Genomic DNA, 19,839 nt, shown 5'->3' with positions numbered 1-19,839 from the left:
CTGGGGGTACTCCTCGGCCGTACGGTCTGGGCGCTCTGTGTCGCGCTGGGTCAGCGATGGTTGAGCGGCACCCAGCGTAGACGCATTTCACCGGGTTTCGCTGCGCCGGTCGTGCGCGCCCGGCGCCCGCCCCCGCTTCCCCCGGCTCCGCCGCGGCGCGCCCTGGGCGTCGGCCGCGCCCCATCCCCGGGGGTTCATGTACCCGTCAGTTTTCGTCCACCCGGGAAGTCTTGACAACTCCCCACCCCAGACAAGAGATTGACGCGCGTAGAACCGCACCGCCGCACGCACGTTTCTCTCATCTCCTTCCCTCATCACCTCCGGAGTACCTGAATGCCCGTTCCCAGAACCGCCGCCGTGTCCGCCGTGGTCGCCACCGCACTCGCCGCCGGCCTGGTCTGCGCCGCCTCCTCGCAGGCGGCCACCGCCGCCCCCGTGCAGGCGAAGATCCATGACATCCAGGGCACCACCCGGATATCCCCGCTCGCGGGCCAGCAGGTCACGGGCGTGACCGGCGTCGTCACCGGCGTGCGCGCCTACGGCTCCTCCAAGGGCTTCTGGTTCCAGGACACGGCGCCCGACAAGAACCCCGCAACCAGCGAGGGCGTCTTCGTCTTCACCGGCTCGAACCCGACCGTCGCGGTGGGCGACGCGGTGAGCGTCTCCGCCACCGTGACCGAGTACGTGCCCGGCGGCCCGGCCTCCGGCAACCAGTCGGTGACCGAGCTCTCGAAGCCGACCGTCACGGTCGTCTCCTCGGGCAACGCGGTGCCCGCGCCGGTCGTCATCACGGCCCGCTCGGTGCCCGACCGCTACACGCCGAACGGCGACCCGGCGGCCGCGGGCAGCGTCAACGGCCTGACCCTCCAGCCGAAGAAGTACGCCACGGACTACTACGAGTCCCTGGAGGGCATGAACGTCCGCATCGGCACCTCGCGGGTGGTCGGCGCCACGGACCCGTACTCCGAGCTGTGGGTCACGGTGAAGCCGCAGGAGAACCGGACCGCGCGCGGCGGCTCGCTCTACTCCTCGTACAACGACCAGAACACCGGCCGCCTCCAGATCCAGAGCCTGATCCCGACCGCACAGCAGGCCTTCCCCACCGCGAACGTGGGCGACACCCTGACCGGGACCACCGAAGGCCCGCTGGACTTCAACCAGTTCGGCGGCTACACGATCACCGCGCGCACGCTCGGCACGGTCAAGGACAACGGCCTCAAGCGCGAGGTCACCCGCAAGCAGCGCACGGGCGAGCTGGCGGTCGCCACGTACAACGTGGAGAACCTGGACCCGAGCGACCCGCAGTCGAAGTTCGACGCGCTGGCGCAGGGCGTGGTGACCAACCTCGCCTCGCCGGACATCGTGGCCCTGGAGGAGATCCAGGACAACAACGGCGCGAAGAACGACGGCACGGTGGACGCCTCGGCGACCGTGAAGAAGTTCACGGACGCGATCCTCGCGGCGGGCGGCCCTGCTTACCAGTGGCGCTCGATCGACCCGGAGAACGACAAGGACGGCGGCGAGCCCGGCGGCAACATCCGCCAGGGCTTCCTCTTCAACCCGGCCCGCGTCTCCTTCACCGACCGTCCCGGCGGCGACTACAAGACCGCCGTCGGCGTCACCGGCACCAAGGGCCACCCGGCGCTCACCCTCTCGCCCGGCCGGATCGACCCGGCCAATGAGGCGTGGACGGACAGCCGCAAGCCGCTGGCCGGCGAGTTCGTCTTCAAGGGCAAGACGGTGTTCGTGATCGCGAACCACTTCGCGTCGAAGGGCGGCGACGAGAGCCTTCTCTCGCAGCACCAGCCGGTGCCGCGCTCCTCGGAGGCCAAGCGGCTCCAGCAGGCGCAGGCCGTCAACGCCTTCGTGAAGCAGCTGCTCGCGGCCGACAAGCACGCGGACGTGCTGGCCGTCGGCGACATCAACGACTTCGACTTCTCGGGCACGACCAAGGCCCTGGAGGACGGCGGCGCGCTGCGCTCGGCCTACCGCACCCTGCCGAAGAAGGAGCGCTACTCCTACGTCTACCAGGGCAACACCCAGGTCCTTGACCAGGTCCTGACCAGCCCCGCCATCCGGGACTTCGACTACGACAGCGTGCACATCAACGCGGAGTTCGCGAACCAGACCAGCGACCACGACCCGCAGATCATCCGCTTCCACCCGTAGCGGCCGCCGAGCCGGCCGGGGAGGCGGTACGTCACCCCGTCCGGCCCTGGCTCACTCGGTCCTGTCGCCCCGGATCGCGGCGACGGCCCGGCCGAGCAGCGAACGGAGCAACTCCCGCTCCCCTGCGGTGAATTCACGCTCGATGCGGCGCTCGATGGCCACCGCCCGCTCGTCGGCGGTGGCCAGTGCCGCGGCCCCCTCGTCGGTGAGCCGGGTCTCCAGGACGTTGCGGTGCCAGGGGTGCGGGGTCCGCTCGACCAGGCCGCGCTCTTCGAGGTTCTTCAGTACGACGTTCATGGCCTGCGGGGTGACCAGGCAGGCCCGGGCCAGCGCGGCCGCCGAGATGCCGGGCGCGCCGGAGAGCCCGAACAGCGCCGCGTACTGCGGCACGGTGAGCCCGGCCACCTTCACCGCCGCGCTCTTCGCGGCGATCAGCTCCTGCTCGGCGCGCTTGATGTCGAAGCCGAGGCGCTCCTCGGGCGGCATGGTCATGCTCCGAGAATACGACGCAGCCATAAAAAGCTTGCGCATCATCAATACATTGATAACGTTCAGCACCATGACGACATCGAAGAAGACGAGCCCGAACGACGCCGCCGCCACGATCAACGAACCCGTTGTCCCGGCCGGCCACGCCGATCTGCTGACCCGCCCCCTCTTCGTGCACCTCGCCACCAAGGGCCCGGACGGCACCCCGCACGTCAACCCCGTCTGGCAGGAGTGGGACGGCGAGTTCCTGCGCTTCACCACGACCACCACCCGCCGCAAGTGCAAGAACGTCACCGCCGACCCCAGGGTCTCCGTCTCGGTCAACGACCCCGACCAGCCCTACCGCTACCTGGAGGTCCGGGGCACGGTCGAGCGCATCGAGCCGGACCCGACGGGCGCGTTCTTCGACGTCCTGGCCAAGCGGTACGGGCTTGAGTACGAGGCCCCGGTGGGCGACGCCGAGCACCGGGTCGTCCTGGTCGTACGCCCGGAGCACACCACTTCGCAGTGACGGGCCGAGTTGTTGATTCAGCAGCGCTACGGCCATCCGCCATAAACTCTAAGTAGACGTTAACTCTCGGCCCGGGCAAAACTGTCGCATGACGACATCAAGCCCGCTCCGCCCCTCCCGTCCCTTCGGGCGCGCCCTGTGCGCCATGGTCACGCCGTTCACGGAGTCGCACGAGCTGGACCTCCGGGCCGCGCAGAAGCTGGCCGCGCACCTGGTCGACAACGGGTGCGACGGCCTGGTCCTGAACGGCACGACCGGGGAGTCGCCGACGACCTCCGACGAGGAGAAGACCGCGCTCGTACGGGCGGTGGTGGAGGCGGTCGGCGACCGGGCGGCGGTCGTGGCGGGGGTGGGCAGCGCCTCGACCGCGCACACCGTCGCACTGGCCCGGGAGGCCGAACGGGCGGGCGCGGACGGCCTGTTGGTGGTGACCCCGTACTACAGCCGGCCCCCGCAGTCCGCCGTCGAGGCCCACTTCCGCACGGTGGCCGACGCGACCGCGCTGCCGGTGATGCTGTACGACATCCCGGTCCGCACGGGCACGCGCATCGAGGTCGCGACGATGCTGCGGCTCGCGGAGCACGAACGGATCGTGGCGGTGAAGGACTGCGCGTACGACCTGCTCGGCTCGACCAAGGTCATCGGCAGTACGTCGCTGGCGTACTACTCGGGCGCGGAGGAGCTGAACCTTCCGCTGTACGCGGTGGGCGGGGCGGGCTATGTGAGCACGGTGGCGAACGTGGCGCCGCGCGAGCTGAGGGCGGTCCTCGACGCGCACGACGCGGGGGCCGTCGCCGAGGCGGCCCGCCTCAACCAACTCGCCACCCCCCTGACGGAGTTGATGATGGCGTCGGGCCTGCCGGGCACGGTGACGGCGAAGGCGCTGCTGGGCTACCCGGTGCGGGCACCCTTGCAGCCGGCCACCCCGGACGAGGTGTCCCGCTTGCGGGCGGCGCGGGATGCGCTGCTCGGGGGGTGAGGCCGGGTTCGCGGACCGGCGCCCCTGACGGGGGGTGCAGGGGGCGGAGCCCCCGCAGGGGGTCTGGGGCGCAGCCCCAGGGCTCAGCTCATCCCACCCCTTGCACGGGATGGGGGTCCCCCCTGCTCCTTAAGAGCTTGGGGGAGGGTGGGCAAACCGCCGGGGGTCCGGGGGCCGAGCCCCCGGTGACCCCGGCCCGCCGGGCGACCCCGGCTAGTTGTGCGCGTGCAGGACCTCGTTCAGCCCGCCCCACACCGCGTTGTTCGGCCGAGCCTCGACCGTGCCCGTCACCGAGTTCCGCCGGAACAGGATGTTGGACGCCCCGGACAGCTCCCGGGCCTTGACGATCTGCCCGTCCGGCATCGTCACCCGCGTGCCGGCCGTGACGTACAGCCCCGCCTCGACGACGCACTCGTCGCCCAGCGCGATCCCCACGCCCGCCTCGGCGCCGACCAGGCACCGCTCACCGATGACGATGCGGACGTTGCCGCCGCCGGACAGCGTGCCCATGGTGGACGCGCCGCCGCCGATGTCGGAGCCGTCGCCGACGACGACGCCGGCGGAGATGCGGCCCTCGACCATGGACGTGCCGAGCGTGCCCGCGTTGAAGTTCACGAAGCCCTCGTGCATGACCGTGGTGCCCTCGGCGAGGTGGGCACCGAGGCGCACCCGGTCGGCGTCGGCGATGCGTACGCCCTTGGGCGCGACGTAGTCCGTCATGCGCGGGAACTTGTCGATGGACGCCACCTGAAGGTGCAGCCCCTCGGCGCGGGCGTTCAGACGGACGGTCTCCACGTCGTCCACCGCGACCGGGCCCAGCGAAGTCCACGCCACGTTGGAGAGCAGCCCGAAGAGGCCGTCCAGGTTCTGGCCGTGCGGCTTGACGAGCCGGTGCGAGAGGAGGTGCAGGCGCAGGTAGGCGTCGTGCGCGTCCAGGGGCTTGTCGTCGAGGGAGGCGATGACCGTACGGACGGCGACGACCTCGACCCCGCGGCGCTCGTCGGCGCCGACGGCCTTGAGGGCACCCGCGCCGAGGAGTTCGGCGGCCCGCTCGGCGGAGAGGCGCTCGGTTCCGGCGGGGCCGGGCTCGGCGACGGTCACGAGCTCGGGGGCGGGGAACCAGGTGTCCAGGATGGTGCCGTCGGCGGCGATGGTGGCGAGGCCGGCGGCCGCGGCGCCGGTCGTAGCAGTAGTCGTGTCGGTCATGCCCCAAAACCTAACCGGCCGCGGCCCGCCGCGGCGAACCGGTCTCAAGTGCCGGTCCCGTGTCCGCCCCGGCCGGCGCACCGGGGCAGCCCCCGCAGCACGCACCCGCTTTCAGGCCCTGGCAGCGGGCGCCTGGTCTCGGCACCCCGCCGTCGCGATGGCGGGGTGCCTCGCGCCCCCGATGCCCCGGTCAGGGTGTGTACTCGTAGCCGATCGTGAACTGCGGCGGGAGGCACCACTCCCCGTACTCGATGATCCCCTCGGCGTCGGACCAGCGGTGGGCGCCCGCCAGCACCGGAGCACCCACCGGGAGGGCCAGGGCGCTTGCCTCACGGGCGTCGGCCTCACGGGCGTGCATGTCGTCCCGGGCGTGCGTGATCGTGCGCCCCGTGGCCTCCAGGACCCTGGCCGTGAGCCCGTGGTTCCGGCCGGGCGACGTGTTGAGCAGATCCGGCACCAGGGCCGCGAACGGTGCCGGGTACCAGGTCACGGCGAACACGGTGCGGGTCTTGCCGCGTCCGGCGAGCCACTCCCGCCGGACAGCCTGGTCCCCGGCCTCAAGGTCCAGGATGTCCGCGACGTACAGCGGCGGCTTGACCAGTTCGGCCGCCGTCACGCGCGAAGTCTCGCCCTCGGCGAGGAAGCTCTTGACCCGCTGGACACGCTCCAGCCGGTCTTTCGGCGTCAGGGTCCACACCGGGTCGTCCTCGACGAACGTCCCGCGCGGGGTGGTCCTGATGTACCCCTCCACCTGGAGCGCTTGCAGCGCGCGCGACACCGTGGCCGCAGCGGTCTGCCAGCTGCCGGCGATCTCCCGGTTGGTCGGAAGCCTGGCCCCCGGTTCGAGCTCCCCGGACATGATCCGTTCGCGGAAGTGGTCGGCGATCTTCGTGAACGTCTTCTCTCCGGGCATCTGCCGTTCTCCTCACGGGAGTTGAGCTCTCCTGGCACTCGGCACACTAGTGCACTGATCACCCTTGTGGAGTGCTTCTAACACTCCGAAGACTGAACTAGTACACAGACGAGTTGGGGACGAGGGGAGCAGCGCGATGTTCGCGAGCCAACCACCAGGGAACGGCCACTACTCCATGCCGCCCGCCGCACCGCCGGTCCGAGGCACGGAAGGGTGCGGCCCCTGCTCCCTCCTCATCGCGCAGCTCCGCCAGGCCGTACAGGACCGCGACCAGTCGGCCGAGGTCGACGCCCGGGTGAAGATCAGGCGGCACATGCGCCAGGAGCACGGCACATAGATCCCGCTCCCTCCGAGCCCGTAGACCGAGCGAGTTTCCTATGGGAACTAACTATGGCAGCATGAGGTGCCGGCAGGTCAACCGGACGGGGGTCGGTTGACCTGCCTGCGTCGCGAGAGGATGGGCCCATGCCCCAACGCACCCGACTGGACGACGAACACTGCGCCATCGCCCAGGCCCTGGACGTGGTGGGCGACTGGTGGACCCTCCTGATCGTGCGCGACGCGGCCCGCGGCGTGCACCGGTTCGACGCGCTCCAGCGGGAGCTCGGCATGTCCCGCAAGGTCCTCGCCGAACGCCTGAAGCTGCTCGTGGAGTGCGGGGTCCTGGTGCGCGAGCCGTACCAGGAGCGCCCGGTGCGCCACGAGTACCGGCTCACCCCGCGCGGCCGCGCCCTACTGCCCGTGCTGATCGCACTCCAGGACTGGGGAGACACCTGGGCGCTGGGGGAAGGAGAGACCATGGCCACCTCGACCGAGACGTCAGGCGAGACCGAGCGGGTCCGCGAGCTGATCGGGACCCGCGTCCCGGAGCTCCAACTGACCGATTTCGACGGCGAGTTGAGGGACCCGGTCGCCGCGTCCACGCCGTATACGGTCCTGTACTGCTTCCCCGGTGCCTACGCCCGCGCCGAGTCGTACCCGCCCGGCTGGGCCGGGATTCCCGGCGCGCGCGGCTGCACCCTGGAGTCCTGCACCTTCCGCGACCAGCTGGCCGACTTCACGGACGCGGGAGCCACCGTGCACGGCGTCTCCACCCAACGCCCGGACGAGCAGCGGGCGTTCGCCGACAGGGAGGCGCTGCGCTTCCCGCTGCTCTCGGACGCCGGGCTCGACCTGACGGCGGCGCTGCGCCTGCCGACCTTCCGCACGGCGGGGGTGAGCCGGCTCAAGCGGCTGACCCTGGTGATCGACCGGGACCGTACGGTGATCGAGGCGCTCTATCCGATCACCGACATCGAGGCGAGCGTGCGGGCCGCCCTCGCGGCGGTGCTCCGGGCGGGTGCCTGAACCCGCGCTCGCGGGCCGTGCCTGAACCCGCGTTCAGTGCGCCGCGCCGCCGAGGTTGAGCAGCACCACTCCGCCGATGATGAGGGCGATCCCGGCGATCTTGGCGGCGGTCATCGCCTCCCCCATGAACAGCATGCCGACGGCGGCGATGACGGCCGTGCCCACGCCGGACCAGATCGCGTACGCGGTGCCCACCGACATGGACCTCAGCGTCAGCGACAGCAGGAAGAAGGCGAGCAGGTACCCGGCGCCGGTGATCAGCGAGGGCCAGAGCCTCGTGAAGCCCTCGCTGTACTTCAGCGCGGAGGTGGCGGCTATCTCCGAGCCGATGGCGCAGGCGAGCAGAACGTAGGGCATGCGGCCCAGGATATCCGGGGATGCGTACGCCCGTACATAACGCGGTGGCCGCGATCTGCCCCGGCCTTACCGCAGCAGCCTGCCCAGCAGGTCCCGCGCGTACCGCTCGTCGTACGCGCCGCCGGTGAGCAGGGCTTGGAGGCAGATGCCGTCCATCGCGGCGACGAGTCCGCGCGCGGTGACCGGGTCGGTGTGCCGGGCGAGCAGTTCGGCGACCGAGTCGGTCCACTCGGCGGCGACCGGGCGAAGGGCCGGGCGGCGCAGGGCCGCCAGGTAGAGCTCGTACTCCAGCTCGGCGCGGGCCCGGTCCCCGGTCAGCCACTCGCCCATCAGCCGGGCCAGTTCGACGGCCAGATCCGCGTCGGGGTCCTCCAGCCGCACACAGTCGCGCACCGCCGTGGCGAAGCCCTCGTTGGCCTGGCGCAGGGCCGCGACGAGCAGCTCGTCGAGTGTCTTGAAGTGGTAGGTGGTCGAGCCCAGCGGCACATCGGCCTCGGCGGCGACGGTGCGGTGGCTGAGCCCCGCGATGCCGCGCTCGGCGACGACCCGGATCGCCGCGTCGATGATGCGTCGGCGCCGGTCGGGGTCGTAACGGCGGGCCATCAGCGGCTTCCGGTTGTTCCGGCCTGGTCACAGAGCATGCCCCCGACCGTACCCGTGGGCCGTGCGGGCTACGGTAAAGCTGATCGATCAGGGGACGGGACGTGCGGAAACGTACGGGAAGTGCGAGGTTGCCGTGACGCAGGACATGGGGTGGGGCCCGGGTGCCCAGGGCGGGCCTCCCGGACCGCCGCCGGGGTGGGGGCCCGGCTGGGGCGGTGGCTGGATGCCGCCGCCGCCCAAGCCGGGCGTGATTCCGCTCGGGCCGCTGACGCTCGGCGACATACTCGGCGGGGCCTTCTCGGCCCTGGGCCGCCACTGGAAGCAGCTCTTCGGCGTGGCCCTCGTCGCGTACGGGATCGCCGCGCTGGCCGTCGGCGGCACGGTCGCGATCGCGGTGGCCGCCGTGCACGACCACCTCGACCCCGTCTTCAACCAGCCCCACGGAGTGGACCCGGTCCGCGCCGACGTGCAGCCGGTGGTGATCGCCGGCTTCGCCGTGTTCCTCGTCGCGATCACCATGTGGCTCGTCGCGATGGCGCTGGTGTACGCGGCCGTCCCGGCCGTGCTCCAGGACGCGGTCCTCGGCCGGCGCACCACGTTCGGCCCGGTGTGGCGCAAGGCCTGGTCCCGGTTCCCGGCCGTGCTCGGCGCGCTGGCGCTCCAGTGGGCGGCCATGATCGGCGCGCTGCTCCTGTTCGTGACCCTGATGCTGGTGACGATCCTGTCGAGCTCGCATCACGAGCCGCCGCCCGCGCTGATCGCGGTCTTCGTGGTCGTCTTCCTCGCGCTTGTCCCGGTCAGCATCTGGCTGTGGATCCGCTTCGGCTTCGCGCCGGCGGCTGCGGTCCTGGAGAACCAGCGGCCCGTCGAGGCGCTGCGCCGCTCGGCCCGCCTGGTGAAGGACGCCTGGTGGCGGACCTTCGGCAGCCTGCTCCTCGTCGGCATGATCAGCGGGATGATCGGCTACTTCGTCCAGATACCGTTCACCTACGGCGGGATCTTCGCGGCCATGCCGCTGGCCCTGTCCAGCGACGACGCGGTCGGCCCCAAGATCACGGCCATCGTCATCATGGCGGTGCTCTACCTGATCGGCACGGTGATCAGCCAGTTCCTGTCGACCACCCTGCCCCAGCTCGCCACCGGCCTGCTCTACGTCGACCAGCGCATCCGCCGCGAGAACCTCGCCCCCGCGCTGGCCGACGCGGCCGGTGTCCCACCGGTGGGAGCCCCGCCGGTGGGAGCCCCGCCGGTGGGCACCTGGTAGCGCCGGATCAGTTGGTGACGGTGAACCACGTGGCCCGGGACTTCTTCCACTCGGGGTGGGTGAGGTCCTTGGCCTCGGTGCCGTCTCCGTAGAGGTCGGCGGACCCGTCGTCGGTGATGAACTGGGCCCGGGCGCCCGCCTGGTTCAGGTCGGGCACATCGACCACTGCCTCCCAGCCGCCCGGGTCGCTGGTCGGCAGGTCGGCCCGCTTGACGGGGGCGTGCCCGGCGACACCGTCCCACGAGTAGACCGCGTACGGGTCGGAGTTGTCGTCCGCGGCCCAGGATCCGGCGACGATCAGGTACTGGTCGGCGGCGTTCTTGCGGATGTCGCGGATGCTGAGCCCGCCGAGGTCGAGCTCGATGGGCGTGCCCACGACGGCCTTCGCCCCGCTGTCCACCACCTTGTCGAAGTTGGTGACGGGCACGATCAGCGCCTTGCCGCCGGTCTTCGGCGGCACGAGCGGCGCCCGGAACCCGATGTAGGCGGTGCTGGTGGAGCCGGGTGCGAACTCCAGGCCCTCCACGTTGAACCCGTCGATCTGCTTGGGCACCTGCCCCGAGGCGGTGGCGGCGGTGAACCCGTACCGGTCGCCGTTGGCGTGGTCCCAGGCGACGAGGTCGTCCCGCAGCTTCTTGTACGAGCCGCCGAGCGCGAGCTGGGTGCTCGCACCCGACCCGCTCACGGTGGTCGTGAAGACGGTGTTCCGGTCGGCCTTGTACTCGCCGTCCTTGTTGTTGCCGAGCGAGCCGGTCCAGTAGATCGTGTTGCCGACGCGGGCCGCGCCCTCGATGTCGATCTCCTTGGACACCCCGAGCTGGGAGCTGAAGTCCCAGGTCCGCACGGGCGCGCCGGAGGCCGAACGGTCGTACATCCGCAGCGTGTTGGACTCGTCGTCGGCGACGACCACGTACCCGCCGCCCACGTCCACGGCCGCCGAGGCGTCGCTGGAGCCGGTGAAGTAGCGGGTGTCGGCGGCGTTCTGCACCGCGGCCGAGGCGGCGTAGTGCAGCGTCTTGGTGGCGGTCTTCCCACCGAGCCCGGTGACCTTGATGGTGAGGTCGGTGTAGCCACGAGCGTGCGCGGCGACGCTCAGCTGCCGACTGGCCCCGCTCCCGCTGACGACAACGTCCCCGGTCCCGGCGACGGACGACTTCGAGCTGGCGGAGGCGGCCACGGTGAGCGCCGAGGCGTCGGCCCCGCTCTGCCCGACGGTGACCGTGACCACCGGGTCACCCGTGGCGCCGACGGCCCCCGACAGGTAGGAGGCCGAGAGCCCGATGGTCGGCGTCCCGTAACTCGCCGCCTGCGCGGGGAAGTTGAGTCCCATGACAGCCAGTGTGAGCACTCCGGACGCGGCGGCAAGGGTCCTGGCACGGCGGAGCGATGGGTGATGCGGCACGGGGCTGGCCTCTCGTCGGCGGGGTGTCGTCGAGTAGGTTCCGGTCACCCCGCCAATGGGAGGCGTACGAAATCCGTACGGCAGGCGAACGTCAGCCGATCAGAGGCACATCCCCGGATGCGCCGCAACGCGAAGAGGCCCCCGGCACCATCGGTGCCGGGGGCCTCAACTGGCAAGCGGGGCTCAGACGTTGAAGCCCAGCGCGCGCAGCTGCTCGCGGCCGTCGTCCGTGATCTTGTCCGGGCCCCACGGCGGCATCCAGACCCAGTTGATCTTCAGCTCGTTGGCGATGCCGTCGGTCGCGGACTTCGCCTGGTCCTCGATCACATCGGTCAGCGGGCAGGCCGCCGACGTCAGGGTCATGTCCAGCGTGACGACGTTGGAGTCGTCGATGTGGATGCCGTAGATGAGGCCGAGGTTGACGACGTCGATGCCCAGCTCGGGGTCGACGACGTCGTACAGGGCCTCGCGGATCTCTTCTTCGGTCGCCGGCTTGATCGCCGCCTCTGCGTTCTCGGTCATGCCGTCTTCCTTTCGGCGAGCTCGCCCAGAGCCTGGGCCGTCGCGTCCTTCCAGGCCATCCAGCTCAGCAGAGCACACTTCACGCGGGCGGGGTACTTGGAGACGCCGGCGAAGGCCACCGCGTCCTCCAGGACCTCCTCCATCGCGTCGTCGGGCTCCAGCTGGCCCTTGGACTGCATCAGGGTCAGGAACGTCTCCTGGATCTGACGAGCCTCTTCCAGCTCCTTGCCGACCAGCAGGTCGTTCAGGACCGAGGCGCTGGCCTGGCTGATGGAGCAGCCCTGGCCCTCGTACGAGACGTCCTCGATCCGCGAACCGTCGTACTTCACCCGGAGAGTGATCTCGTCGCCGCACGTCGGGTTCACGTGGTGCACCTCGGCGTCACCGTCCCGCAAGCCCCGGCCGTGCGGGTGCTTGTAGTGGTCCAGGATGACGTCCTGGTACATCGAATCAAGCTTCACGTCGCTTAACCCCTAGCCGAAGAAGTTTCGTACGTGCTCCAGGCCGTCCACCAGGGCGTCGACCTCGGCGGGCGTGGAGTACAGATAGAAAGACGCTCGCGTGGTCGCAGGAATTCCGTAGCGGAGGCAGACCGGGCGCGCGCAGTGGTGGCCGACGCGGACGGCGATGCCCTCCTCGTCGAGGACCTGGCCCACGTCGTGCGGGTGGATGTCGCCGAGCACGAAGGAGATCGCCGCCCCGCGGTCCTCGGCCGTGGTGGGGCCGATGATCCGCAGGTCGGGCACCTCCAGGAGGCGCTTGACCGCGTACTCCGTGATCGCGTGCTCGTGTGCGGCGATCTTGTCCATGCCGATCGCCGACAGGTAGTCCACGGCCGCGCCGAGGCCCACGGCCTGCGCGATCGGGGGCGTGCCCGCCTCGAACTTGTGCGGCGCCGGAGCGTAGGTGGAGGAGTGCATCGAGACCGTCTCGATCATCTCGCCGCCACCCAGGAACGGCGGCAGGTCCTCCAGGAGCTCCTGGCGGCCCCAGAGGACGCCGATACCCGTCGGGCCGCACATCTTGTGGCCGGTGAAGGCCACGAAGTCGGCCTGCAGCGCCTGCACGTCCAGCGGCATGTGCGGGGCGGCCTGCGAGGCGTCGATGCAGACCAGCGCGCCGACCTGCTGCGCGCGGCGGACGATCGCCTCGACCGGGTTGTGGGTGCCGAGCAGGTTGGAGACCAGCGTGAAGGAAACGATCTTCGTCTTCTCGTTGATGATCTCGTCTATGTTCGACAGGTCGAGCCGGCCGTCGTCGGTCAGGCCGAACCACTTCAGCTTCGCGCCCGTGCGCTGCGCGAGCAGCTGCCACGGCACGATGTTGGAGTGGTGCTCCATCTCCGTGATGACGATCTCGGTGTCGCTGTCCACGCGATAGGGCTCATCGGCCCAGCCCAGCATGTTGGCGACGAGGTTGAGCGATTCCGAGGCGTTCTTGGTGAAGATGACCTCGTCGCGGCTCGGCGCGTTGATGAACGTGGCGACCTTGTCACGGGCGCCCTCGTACAGCGCCGTGGCCTCCTCGGCCACCAGGTACACGCCACGGTGGACGTTGGCGTTGTGCTGCTCGTAGTACTCGTTGAGCGCGTCGAGCACCTGGCGCGGCTTCTGCGACGTCGCCGCGGAGTCGAGGTAGACGATCTTCTTCCCGTCGTGGACCACACGGTCCAGCAAGGGGAAGTCCTTGCGGATCGCCTCGTCGAGTAGTTGAGATGTCCCAGTGAGGAGGCCCGGCAGAAACGTCACTCGGAAGCGCCGCCCTTCGTGTACGACTCGTAGCCCTCGGCCTCAAGCTTGTCGGCGAGCTCGGCGCCGCCGGACTCGACGATGCGGCCGCCCGCGAAGACGTGGACGTAGTCGGGCTTGATGTAGCGCAGGATGCGCGTGTAGTGGGTCACCAGGAGGGTGCCGACCTCGCCGTTCTCACGGACGCGGTTGATGCCCTCGGAGACCTGGCGCAGCGCGTCGACGTCGAGGCCGGAGTCGGTCTCGTCGAGGATCGCGATCTTCGGCTTGAGGAGCTCCAGCTGGAGGATCTCGTGGCGCTTCTTCTCACCGCCGGAGAAGCCCTCGTTGACGTTGCGCTCGGCGAAGGCCGGGTCCATCTGGAGCTGCTCCATCGCGGACTTGACCTCCTTCACCCAGGTGCGCAGCTTGGGGGCCTCGCCGCGGAGCGCCGTCGCCGACGTACGCAGGAAGTTGGAGACCGAGACGCCGGGGACCTCGACCGGGTACTGCATGGCGAGGAACACGCCGGCGCGGGCGCGCTCGTCGACGGACATCTCCAGGACGTCCTCGCCGTCGAGCGTGACGGTGCCGCTGGTGATCGTGTACTTGGGGTGACCGGCCAGCGAGTACGCCAGGGTCGACTTGCCGGAGCCGTTGGGGCCCATGATGGCGTGGGTCTCGCCCTGCTTCACGGTCAGGTCGACGCCCTTGAGGATCTCCTTCGTACCGTTCTCGGTGTCGACGGAGACGTGCAGGTCGCGGATTTCAAGCGTTGCCATGGGGAACTCAGGACTCCTGGGTGACGGAGACGAGCACATCGTCCCCTTGGATCTTTACGGGGTACACGGGGACGGGGCGCGTCGCGGGAAGGCCGGACGGCTTGCCGGTGCGGAGGTCGAAGCTGGAGCCGTGCAGCCAGCACTCGATGGAGCAGTCCTCCACCTCGCCCTCCGAGAGCGACACGTTCGCGTGCGAGCAGATGTCGTTGATCGCGAACACCTCGCCCTCGGTCTTGACGAGGGACACCGGCGTGCCGTCGATCTCCACCCGCTTGGGGGTGTCGCTCTCCAGCTCGCTCAGCGCACAGGCTTTGACGAAGGCCATCAGACGGAAGCCTCCAGCTCCGTCTCGATCTTGGCGAGCAGGCGCTCCTCGACGTCCGGCAGACCGATCTGCTGGACGAGCTCCGCGAAGAAGCCGCGCACGACCAGGCGGCGGGCCTCCATCGGCGGGATGCCGCGGGACATCAGGTAGAAGAGCTGCTCGTCGTCGAAACGGCCGGTGGCGGACGCGTGACCGGCGCCGGCGATCTCGCCGGTCTCGATCTCCAGGTTCGGCACCGAGTCGACGCGGGCGCCGTCGGTCAGAACCAGGTTGCGGTTCATCTCGTAGGTGTCCGTGCCCTCGGCCGCGGCCTGGATGAGGACGTCACCGATCCACACGGCGTGCGCGTCGGCGCCCTGGAGGGCGCCCTTGTACACGGCGTTGGACTTGCAGTGCGGGGTGTTGTGGTCGACGAAGAGCCGGTGCTCCTGGTGCTGGCCCTGGTCGGTGAAGTACAGGCCGAAGAGCTCGGCCTCGCCGCCGGTGCCCGCGTAGGCGACCCGCGGGTGCAGCCGCACGAGGTCGCCGCCGAAGGTGACCACGAAGGACTTGAAGGTGGCGTCGCGGCCGATCAGCGCGTTGTGCTGGGCGACGTGGACGGCCTTGTCGTCCCAGTCCTGTACGGAGACCACGGTCAGCTTGGCGCCGTCGCCGAGGAGGTAGTCGACGTTGGCGGCGAGCACCGCGTCGCCGGTGTGGTCGATGACCACGACGGCCTCGGCGAACGCGCCGAGCTCGATGACCTGGTGGCCGTAGGCCACGCCGCCCTCGCCGTGCACGGCGATCCGGATCGGCTCGGTGAGCACCGTCTCCTTGGGGACGGTCACGACGGAGGCCTTGGCGAAGGAGGAGTACGCCTGGGCCGCGACGCGGTCCACCGGCGTGCCGGCCTTGCCGAGCCGGGCGTCGTCGCGCCCGACGGTCTCGACGACGACACCCTCGGGGGCCTCGACGACGATCTTCACACCGTCACCGGTGGCGACGGCGGTGCCGTCGTGCAGCCCGCGCAGCCGATCGAGCGGCGTGAACCGCCACTCCTCCTCGCGGCCGTGCGGGACCGGGAAGTCCGCGACGTCGAAGGACGGGGGGGCGCTCATGCGGGTGGCGACGGTCGACTCGGCGGCCACCGCGATGGAGCCTGCGGTGGTGGAACCCAGCGGTGGGGGCGCCCCCTGTCCGAGCTTGTTCGAGGACTTGGGGGAGTTCTGAGCCTCAGCCATGGCTGTCGTAGTGCTCTCTTCCTAGATCAGAATCTGCTCAACTGCCGTACGGGGGACGGTCGTTATCCGACCGAGCCCTCCATCTGCAGCTCGATCAGCCGGTTGAGCTCCAGGGCGTACTCCATGGGGAGCTCCTTGGCGATCGGCTCGACGAAGCCGCGCACGATCATCGCCATCGCCTCGAACTCGGTCAGACCGCGGCTCATCAGGTAGAAGAGCTGGTCCTCGGAGACCTTGGAGACGGTCGCCTCGTGGCCCATGGAGACGTCGTCCTCGCGGACATCCACGTAGGGGTACGTGTCCGAGCGGGAGATCGTGTCGACCAGGAGCGCGTCGCAGAGCACGTTCGACTTGGAGCCGTGGGCGCCCTCGCCGATCTCGACGAGGCCTCGGTAGGAGGTGCGGCCGCCGCCGCGCGCCACCGACTTGGAGACGATGTTGGAGGAGGTGTTCGGCGCCATGTGGACCATCTTGGAGCCGGCGTCCTGGTGCTGGCCCTCGCCCGCGAACGCGATGGAGAGCGTCTCGCCCTTGGCGTGCTCGCCCATCAGGTAGACGGCCGGGTACTTCATGGTGACCTTGGAACCGATGTTGCCGTCGATCCACTCCATGGTCGCGCCCTCGTACGCCACGGCGCGCTTGGTGACCAGGTTGTAGACGTTGTTCGACCAGTTCTGGATCGTCGTGTAGCGGCAGCGGCCGCCCTTCTTGACGATGATCTCGACGACGGCGCTGTGCAGCGAGTCCGAGGAGTAGATCGGGGCGGTGCAGCCCTCGACGTAGTGGACGTAGGCGTCCTCGTCGACGATGATCAGCGTCCGCTCGAACTGGCCCATGTTCTCCGTGTTGATGCGGAAGTAGGCCTGGAGCGGGATGTCGACCTTGACGCCCTTGGGCACGTAGATGAACGAGCCGCCCGACCACACGGCGGTGTTCAGCGACGCGAACTTGTTGTCGCCGACCGGGATGACCGTGCCGAAGTACTCCTGGAAGAGCTCCGGGTGCTCCTTCAGCGCGGTGTCGGTGTCGAGGAAGATGACGCCCTGCTCCTCCAGGTCCTCACGGATCTGGTGGTAGACGACCTCGGACTCGTACTGGGCCGCGACGCCCGCGACGAGGCGCTGCTTCTCCGCCTCGGGGATGCCGAGCTTGTCGTACGTGTTCTTGATGTCCTCGGGCAGGTCCTCCCAGGAAGCGGCCTGCTTCTCCGTCGACCGGACGAAGTACTTGATGTTGTCGAAGTCGATGCCTGAGAGGTCGGAGCCCCAGTTCGGCATGGGCTTCTTGTCGAAGAGCCGCAGACCCTTGAGGCGCAGCTTCAGCATCCACTCGGGCTCGTTCTTCTTCTGCGAGATGTCGCGCACGACAGCCTCGGAAAGACCGCGCTTGGCAGCGGCGCCCGCCGCGTCGGAGTCGGCCCAGCCGTATTCGTACGTGCCCAGGCCTTCGAGCTCAGGGTGGGCAGTCTCCGTGGGGAGAGTCATGCGGGGTTCCTCCCGGCCGTGCTTGCAGATGCTTGCTGATGTGTGGTCTGTGGTGGCGCGCCGTGCGGGATGAACGTGGTGCAGACGCCGTCGCCGTGGGCGATGGTCGCCAGGCGCTGCACGTGCGTTCCCAGGAGGCGGGAGAAGAACTCCGTCTCCGCCTCGCACAGCTGCGGGTACCGCTCGGCGGCGTGGGCGACCGGGCAGTGGTGCTGGCACAGCTGCTCACCCCGCTGCGGAAGGGGCGCGCTGCGCGCCGTAGCAGCGTACCCGTCGGCGCTCAAGGCCTTGGCCAGGGCTTGGGTGCGCTCTTCAGGCTGCACGGCCTCGATCGCGTCCCTGTACGCCCCCGCTTGAGCCTCGATGCGGGCCCGGGCGAACGCCGCGACGGCTTCCTCGCCGGCCGCGCCGCCGCCCGCCGACTGCTCGATCCAGTGCAGGGCGTCCACGGCGAGCTTGTCGTAGGACTGCTCGAAGGCGTCCCGGCCGCAGTCGGTGAGCGCGAAGACCTTGGCCGGTCGGCCGCGGGTCCGCGCCCCGTACACGCGCTGTTCGCGCGGTGCCACGACCTCGTCGGCGACCAGCGCGTCGAGGTGGCGGCGGACGGCGGCCTGGGTGAGGCCGAGGCGGTTCGCGAGGTCCAGGGCGGTCGAGGGCCCGTGGTCCAGGATGGATCGCGCGACCCGGTTGCGGGTGGACCGCTCACCGGTCGCGAGTTCCTCCTGCGGAGCCTCGCCGATGTTTTTCACAACGCCATTGTTGCGTAATTCCTCAGAGCCTGACAACCCACGTCCCGATCACCGACCGGTGCGGTGCATCACTTAGGCATACCTAAGCTGACCTGCGGAAACGATCTTTGATCGATCGTTTCACTGTGAATTCGCTGGCCCCCCGAACGGGCTTCCGGCAGACTCCTCTGCCATGCCCACACCCCCTGTGACCGGCCCTTTGTGTACGCGCGGCTCGCTCGCCGAGGACCTGCGCGAGCTGGGTGTGCGACCCGGCGAGACCCTCCTCGTGCACTCCTCCCTGAAGTCGCTCGGCTGGGTCTGCGGAGGCGCCGTCGCGGTCGTTCAGGCATTTTTCGACACACTGGGCGAAACGGGCACGCTCGTGGTCCCCACGCACTCCGGCGACAATTCCGACCCCGCGCACTGGGGGCGCCCTCCGGTGCCCGAGGAGTGGTGGGAGGAGATCCGGGCCACGACGCCGGCCTACGACCCGCTGACCACTCCGAGCCGGGGCATCGGGGTGATCCCGGAGGCCGTCCGCACCTGGCCCGGCGCCCTGCGCAGCGCCCATCCGCAGACCTCCTTCGCGGCGGTCGGCCCGGGCGCGGCGCGGATCACCGAGGGCCACGCCCTCGACTGCCTCCTCGGCGAGCGCAGCCCACTGGCCCGCCTGGAGGACGCGGGCGCCCGAGTGCTGCTGCTCGGCGCGGGATACGACTCGTGTACGTCCTTCCACCTGGCGGAATACCGGATACCGGGGCCGCCGGCGGAGGTCTCCTTCGCGGCGATGACTCCCGAGGGCCGGAAGTGGCTGACCATCCGGGACACGTCCATCACGAGCGAGCGCTTCGACGAGCTGGGCGCGGACTTCGAGCGGGACAAGGAGGTGGTGCGGGGCACGGTGGGCGCCGCCGCCGCTCGCCTGTTCCCGGTCCGGGACGCGGTCGCCTACGCCGAGCGGTGGCTGGCGATCCACCGCCCCCGCGAGGAGTGAGTGGGACGGTCAGGCCCGGCGCGACCCGCTGGTGAACCAGTACGTCCCCGCCACCAGGGCCCCGCCGCCGACGATGTTGCCCGGCACGGTGAACGCCAGGTTCCGCAGCAGCTCCCCGAAGCTCGCGCTCCCCTCGAAGACGCCGAGGCCGAACAGCGCCATGTTGGCCACGCAGTGCTCGAAGCCCACGGCCACGAACACAAGGACCGGCAGCCACAGCACGAAGACCTTGGCGCCGTCCCCCTTGGCCCGCGAGAACATCCAGATGCCCAGGCAGACCAGCATGTTGCAGAGCACCGCCCGCCAGAACAGCTGCCCGCCGTCCAGCGCGTTCTTCGCGGCCAGCATCTCGGCGAGCATCGCGCGGGCCGAGCCGGCCGAGGTGACCCCCGAGGCATGCACCATCGCGCCGAAGGCCAGCGCCCCGACAAGGTTCCCGGCAAGCGAGAGCCCCCAGCTCGCCACCAGGTCCTTCGGCCCCGTACGCCCCGACAGGGCGCCCATCAGCATCACCATCACGTTGGAGGTGAAGAGCTGCGCCCCGGCGAACATCACGATCGTCAGGGCGATCGGGAAGACCGCCCCTTCGAGCAGCCTGGTCGCCGCCGAGTGCGCGGCGACGAACGGCGAGATCGCGACGAGCAGCAGCACCTCGCCGATCCCGATGTAGGCGCCCGCCAGCATCGCGGAGACGAAGTAGCGCGGCGGATTCCCCAGGTCGTGCGCCTTGTGGGCGGCCTGTCCCATGGTCTCTTCGACGTTCTCCGCGAGGGTTATCACCCTTCGACGCTACGGCCCGCAAACGACCGCGACC

22 protein-coding genes are annotated in these 19,839 nt (G+C 70.0%); 7 read left to right on the top strand and 15 right to left on the bottom strand.

The window, feature by feature from the left end; genetic code table 11:
- The first annotated feature begins 333 nt into the window (after nucleotides 1–333).
- Entirely contained in the window at nucleotides 334–2,169 is a 1,836-nt protein-coding gene (locus tag OHA17_RS30150) for an endonuclease/exonuclease/phosphatase family protein (protein ID WP_406509150.1), read from the top strand.
- A gap of 51 nt (nucleotides 2,170–2,220) precedes the next feature.
- Here OHA17_RS30150 and OHA17_RS30145 read toward each other — a convergent pair whose 3' ends face one another.
- Nucleotides 2,221–2,661: a MarR family winged helix-turn-helix transcriptional regulator gene (locus OHA17_RS30145; RefSeq protein WP_406509149.1), complete on the bottom strand. Its 441-nt coding sequence runs from the start codon at nucleotides 2,659–2,661 to the stop codon at nucleotides 2,221–2,223.
- 67 nt (nucleotides 2,662–2,728) lie between these two features.
- On the opposite strand from OHA17_RS30145, the gene OHA17_RS30140 reads away from it, so the two are divergent.
- Nucleotides 2,729–3,169 (top strand): PPOX class F420-dependent oxidoreductase, encoded by a 441-nt coding sequence (locus tag OHA17_RS30140; RefSeq protein ID WP_406509148.1) that lies wholly within the window; start codon nucleotides 2,729–2,731, stop codon nucleotides 3,167–3,169.
- An 88-nt stretch (nucleotides 3,170–3,257) separates the two neighbouring features.
- On the top strand, nucleotides 3,258–4,148 hold the full coding sequence (dapA, locus tag OHA17_RS30135) for a 4-hydroxy-tetrahydrodipicolinate synthase (protein WP_406509147.1): 891 nt from the start codon (nucleotides 3,258–3,260) through the stop codon (nucleotides 4,146–4,148).
- Between the two features lie 213 nt (nucleotides 4,149–4,361).
- Here the strand turns inward: dapA and dapD are convergent, their stop codons facing one another.
- Nucleotides 4,362–5,354 carry a 2,3,4,5-tetrahydropyridine-2,6-dicarboxylate N-succinyltransferase gene (gene dapD / locus OHA17_RS30130; RefSeq protein ID WP_406509146.1) on the bottom strand — a complete coding sequence of 331 codons (993 nt, stop codon included), beginning with the start codon at nucleotides 5,352–5,354 and terminating at the stop codon, nucleotides 4,362–4,364.
- 190 nt (nucleotides 5,355–5,544) lie between these two features.
- On the bottom strand, nucleotides 5,545–6,267 hold the full coding sequence (locus tag OHA17_RS30125; RefSeq protein WP_406509145.1) for a GntR family transcriptional regulator: 723 nt from the start codon (nucleotides 6,265–6,267) through the stop codon (nucleotides 5,545–5,547).
- Between the two features lie 136 nt (nucleotides 6,268–6,403).
- On the opposite strand from OHA17_RS30125, the gene OHA17_RS30120 reads away from it, so the two are divergent.
- Both OHA17_RS30120 and OHA17_RS30115 read left to right on the top strand, forming a co-directional pair.
- The gene (locus OHA17_RS30120) at nucleotides 6,404–6,604 is read left to right on the top strand and encodes a hypothetical protein (RefSeq protein WP_406509144.1); all 201 of its coding nucleotides are present in this window, start codon (nucleotides 6,404–6,406) and stop codon (nucleotides 6,602–6,604) included.
- Nucleotides 6,605–6,732: 128 nt separating this feature from the next.
- Nucleotides 6,733–7,614, top strand: a complete 882-nt coding sequence (locus OHA17_RS30115) for a winged helix-turn-helix transcriptional regulator (protein WP_406509143.1) — start codon at nucleotides 6,733–6,735, stop codon at nucleotides 7,612–7,614.
- A gap of 33 nt (nucleotides 7,615–7,647) precedes the next feature.
- Here the strand turns inward: OHA17_RS30115 and OHA17_RS30110 are convergent, their stop codons facing one another.
- Together OHA17_RS30110 and OHA17_RS30105 are read right to left on the bottom strand one after the other, a co-directional pair.
- The gene (locus OHA17_RS30110) at nucleotides 7,648–7,971 is read right to left on the bottom strand and encodes a DMT family transporter (protein ID WP_398876662.1); all 324 of its coding nucleotides are present in this window, start codon (nucleotides 7,969–7,971) and stop codon (nucleotides 7,648–7,650) included.
- Nucleotides 7,972–8,037: 66 nt separating this feature from the next.
- Nucleotides 8,038–8,574 (bottom strand): TetR/AcrR family transcriptional regulator, encoded by a 537-nt coding sequence (locus OHA17_RS30105; RefSeq protein WP_053729362.1) that lies wholly within the window; start codon nucleotides 8,572–8,574, stop codon nucleotides 8,038–8,040.
- 223 nt (nucleotides 8,575–8,797) lie between these two features.
- On the opposite strand from OHA17_RS30105, the gene OHA17_RS30100 reads away from it, so the two are divergent.
- Complete coding sequence (locus OHA17_RS30100) at nucleotides 8,798–9,838, top strand: glycerophosphoryl diester phosphodiesterase membrane domain-containing protein (RefSeq protein WP_406509142.1); 1,041 nt, start codon at nucleotides 8,798–8,800, stop codon at nucleotides 9,836–9,838.
- Between the two features lie 7 nt (nucleotides 9,839–9,845).
- Here OHA17_RS30100 and OHA17_RS30095 read toward each other — a convergent pair whose 3' ends face one another.
- The 9 genes from OHA17_RS30095 to OHA17_RS30055 form a co-directional block, all read right to left on the bottom strand.
- Complete coding sequence (locus OHA17_RS30095; protein ID WP_406509141.1) at nucleotides 9,846–11,168, bottom strand: DUF3616 domain-containing protein; 1,323 nt, start codon at nucleotides 11,166–11,168, stop codon at nucleotides 9,846–9,848.
- Between the two features lie 255 nt (nucleotides 11,169–11,423).
- Nucleotides 11,424–11,762, bottom strand: coding sequence for a metal-sulfur cluster assembly factor (locus OHA17_RS30090; RefSeq protein ID WP_267053850.1), 339 nt, complete (start codon nucleotides 11,760–11,762; stop codon nucleotides 11,424–11,426).
- Nucleotides 11,759–12,223 (bottom strand): Fe-S cluster assembly sulfur transfer protein SufU, encoded by a 465-nt coding sequence (gene sufU, locus OHA17_RS30085; protein ID WP_053729357.1) that lies wholly within the window; start codon nucleotides 12,221–12,223, stop codon nucleotides 11,759–11,761. Before sufU ends, OHA17_RS30090 begins: the two co-directional genes overlap by 4 nt.
- A 12-nt stretch (nucleotides 12,224–12,235) precedes the next feature.
- Nucleotides 12,236–13,510 (bottom strand): cysteine desulfurase, encoded by a 1,275-nt coding sequence (locus tag OHA17_RS30080; protein WP_406509140.1) that lies wholly within the window; start codon nucleotides 13,508–13,510, stop codon nucleotides 12,236–12,238.
- Nucleotides 13,507–14,271 carry a Fe-S cluster assembly ATPase SufC gene (sufC, locus tag OHA17_RS30075; RefSeq protein ID WP_406509139.1) on the bottom strand — a complete coding sequence of 255 codons (765 nt, stop codon included), beginning with the start codon at nucleotides 14,269–14,271 and terminating at the stop codon, nucleotides 13,507–13,509. Before sufC ends, OHA17_RS30080 begins: the two co-directional genes overlap by 4 nt.
- A 7-nt stretch (nucleotides 14,272–14,278) precedes the next feature.
- A complete protein-coding gene (locus tag OHA17_RS30070; protein ID WP_344373184.1) occupies nucleotides 14,279–14,596 on the bottom strand; it encodes a bifunctional 3-phenylpropionate/cinnamic acid dioxygenase ferredoxin subunit in 318 nt (105 codons plus the stop codon).
- A complete protein-coding gene (gene sufD / locus OHA17_RS30065; RefSeq protein ID WP_406509138.1) occupies nucleotides 14,596–15,816 on the bottom strand; it encodes a Fe-S cluster assembly protein SufD in 1,221 nt (406 codons plus the stop codon). Before sufD ends, OHA17_RS30070 begins: the two co-directional genes overlap by 1 nt.
- 62 nt (nucleotides 15,817–15,878) lie before the next feature.
- Complete coding sequence (gene sufB / locus OHA17_RS30060; protein ID WP_406509137.1) at nucleotides 15,879–17,300, bottom strand: Fe-S cluster assembly protein SufB; 1,422 nt, start codon at nucleotides 17,298–17,300, stop codon at nucleotides 15,879–15,881.
- The gene (locus OHA17_RS30055) at nucleotides 17,297–18,049 is read right to left on the bottom strand and encodes a metalloregulator ArsR/SmtB family transcription factor (RefSeq protein ID WP_053729351.1); all 753 of its coding nucleotides are present in this window, start codon (nucleotides 18,047–18,049) and stop codon (nucleotides 17,297–17,299) included. The genes sufB and OHA17_RS30055 overlap by 4 nt, the downstream gene beginning before the upstream one ends.
- Nucleotides 18,050–18,221: 172 nt before the next feature.
- On the opposite strand from OHA17_RS30055, the gene OHA17_RS30050 reads away from it, so the two are divergent.
- Entirely contained in the window at nucleotides 18,222–19,025 is an 804-nt protein-coding gene (locus OHA17_RS30050; RefSeq protein ID WP_406509136.1) for an aminoglycoside N(3)-acetyltransferase, read from the top strand.
- Between the two features lie 9 nt (nucleotides 19,026–19,034).
- Here OHA17_RS30050 and OHA17_RS30045 read toward each other — a convergent pair whose 3' ends face one another.
- Nucleotides 19,035–19,805, bottom strand: coding sequence for a formate/nitrite transporter family protein (locus tag OHA17_RS30045; RefSeq protein WP_406509135.1), 771 nt, complete (start codon nucleotides 19,803–19,805; stop codon nucleotides 19,035–19,037).
- Nucleotides 19,806–19,839 lie beyond the last annotated feature (34 nt).

Source organism: Streptomyces sp. NBC_00212 (assembly GCF_045206365.1).
Lineage (GTDB): Bacteria > Actinomycetota > Actinomycetes > Streptomycetales > Streptomycetaceae > Streptomyces.
The sequence above is the reverse complement of the archived record's forward strand: the minus strand, read 5'-3'. Positions and strand labels throughout refer to the sequence as shown.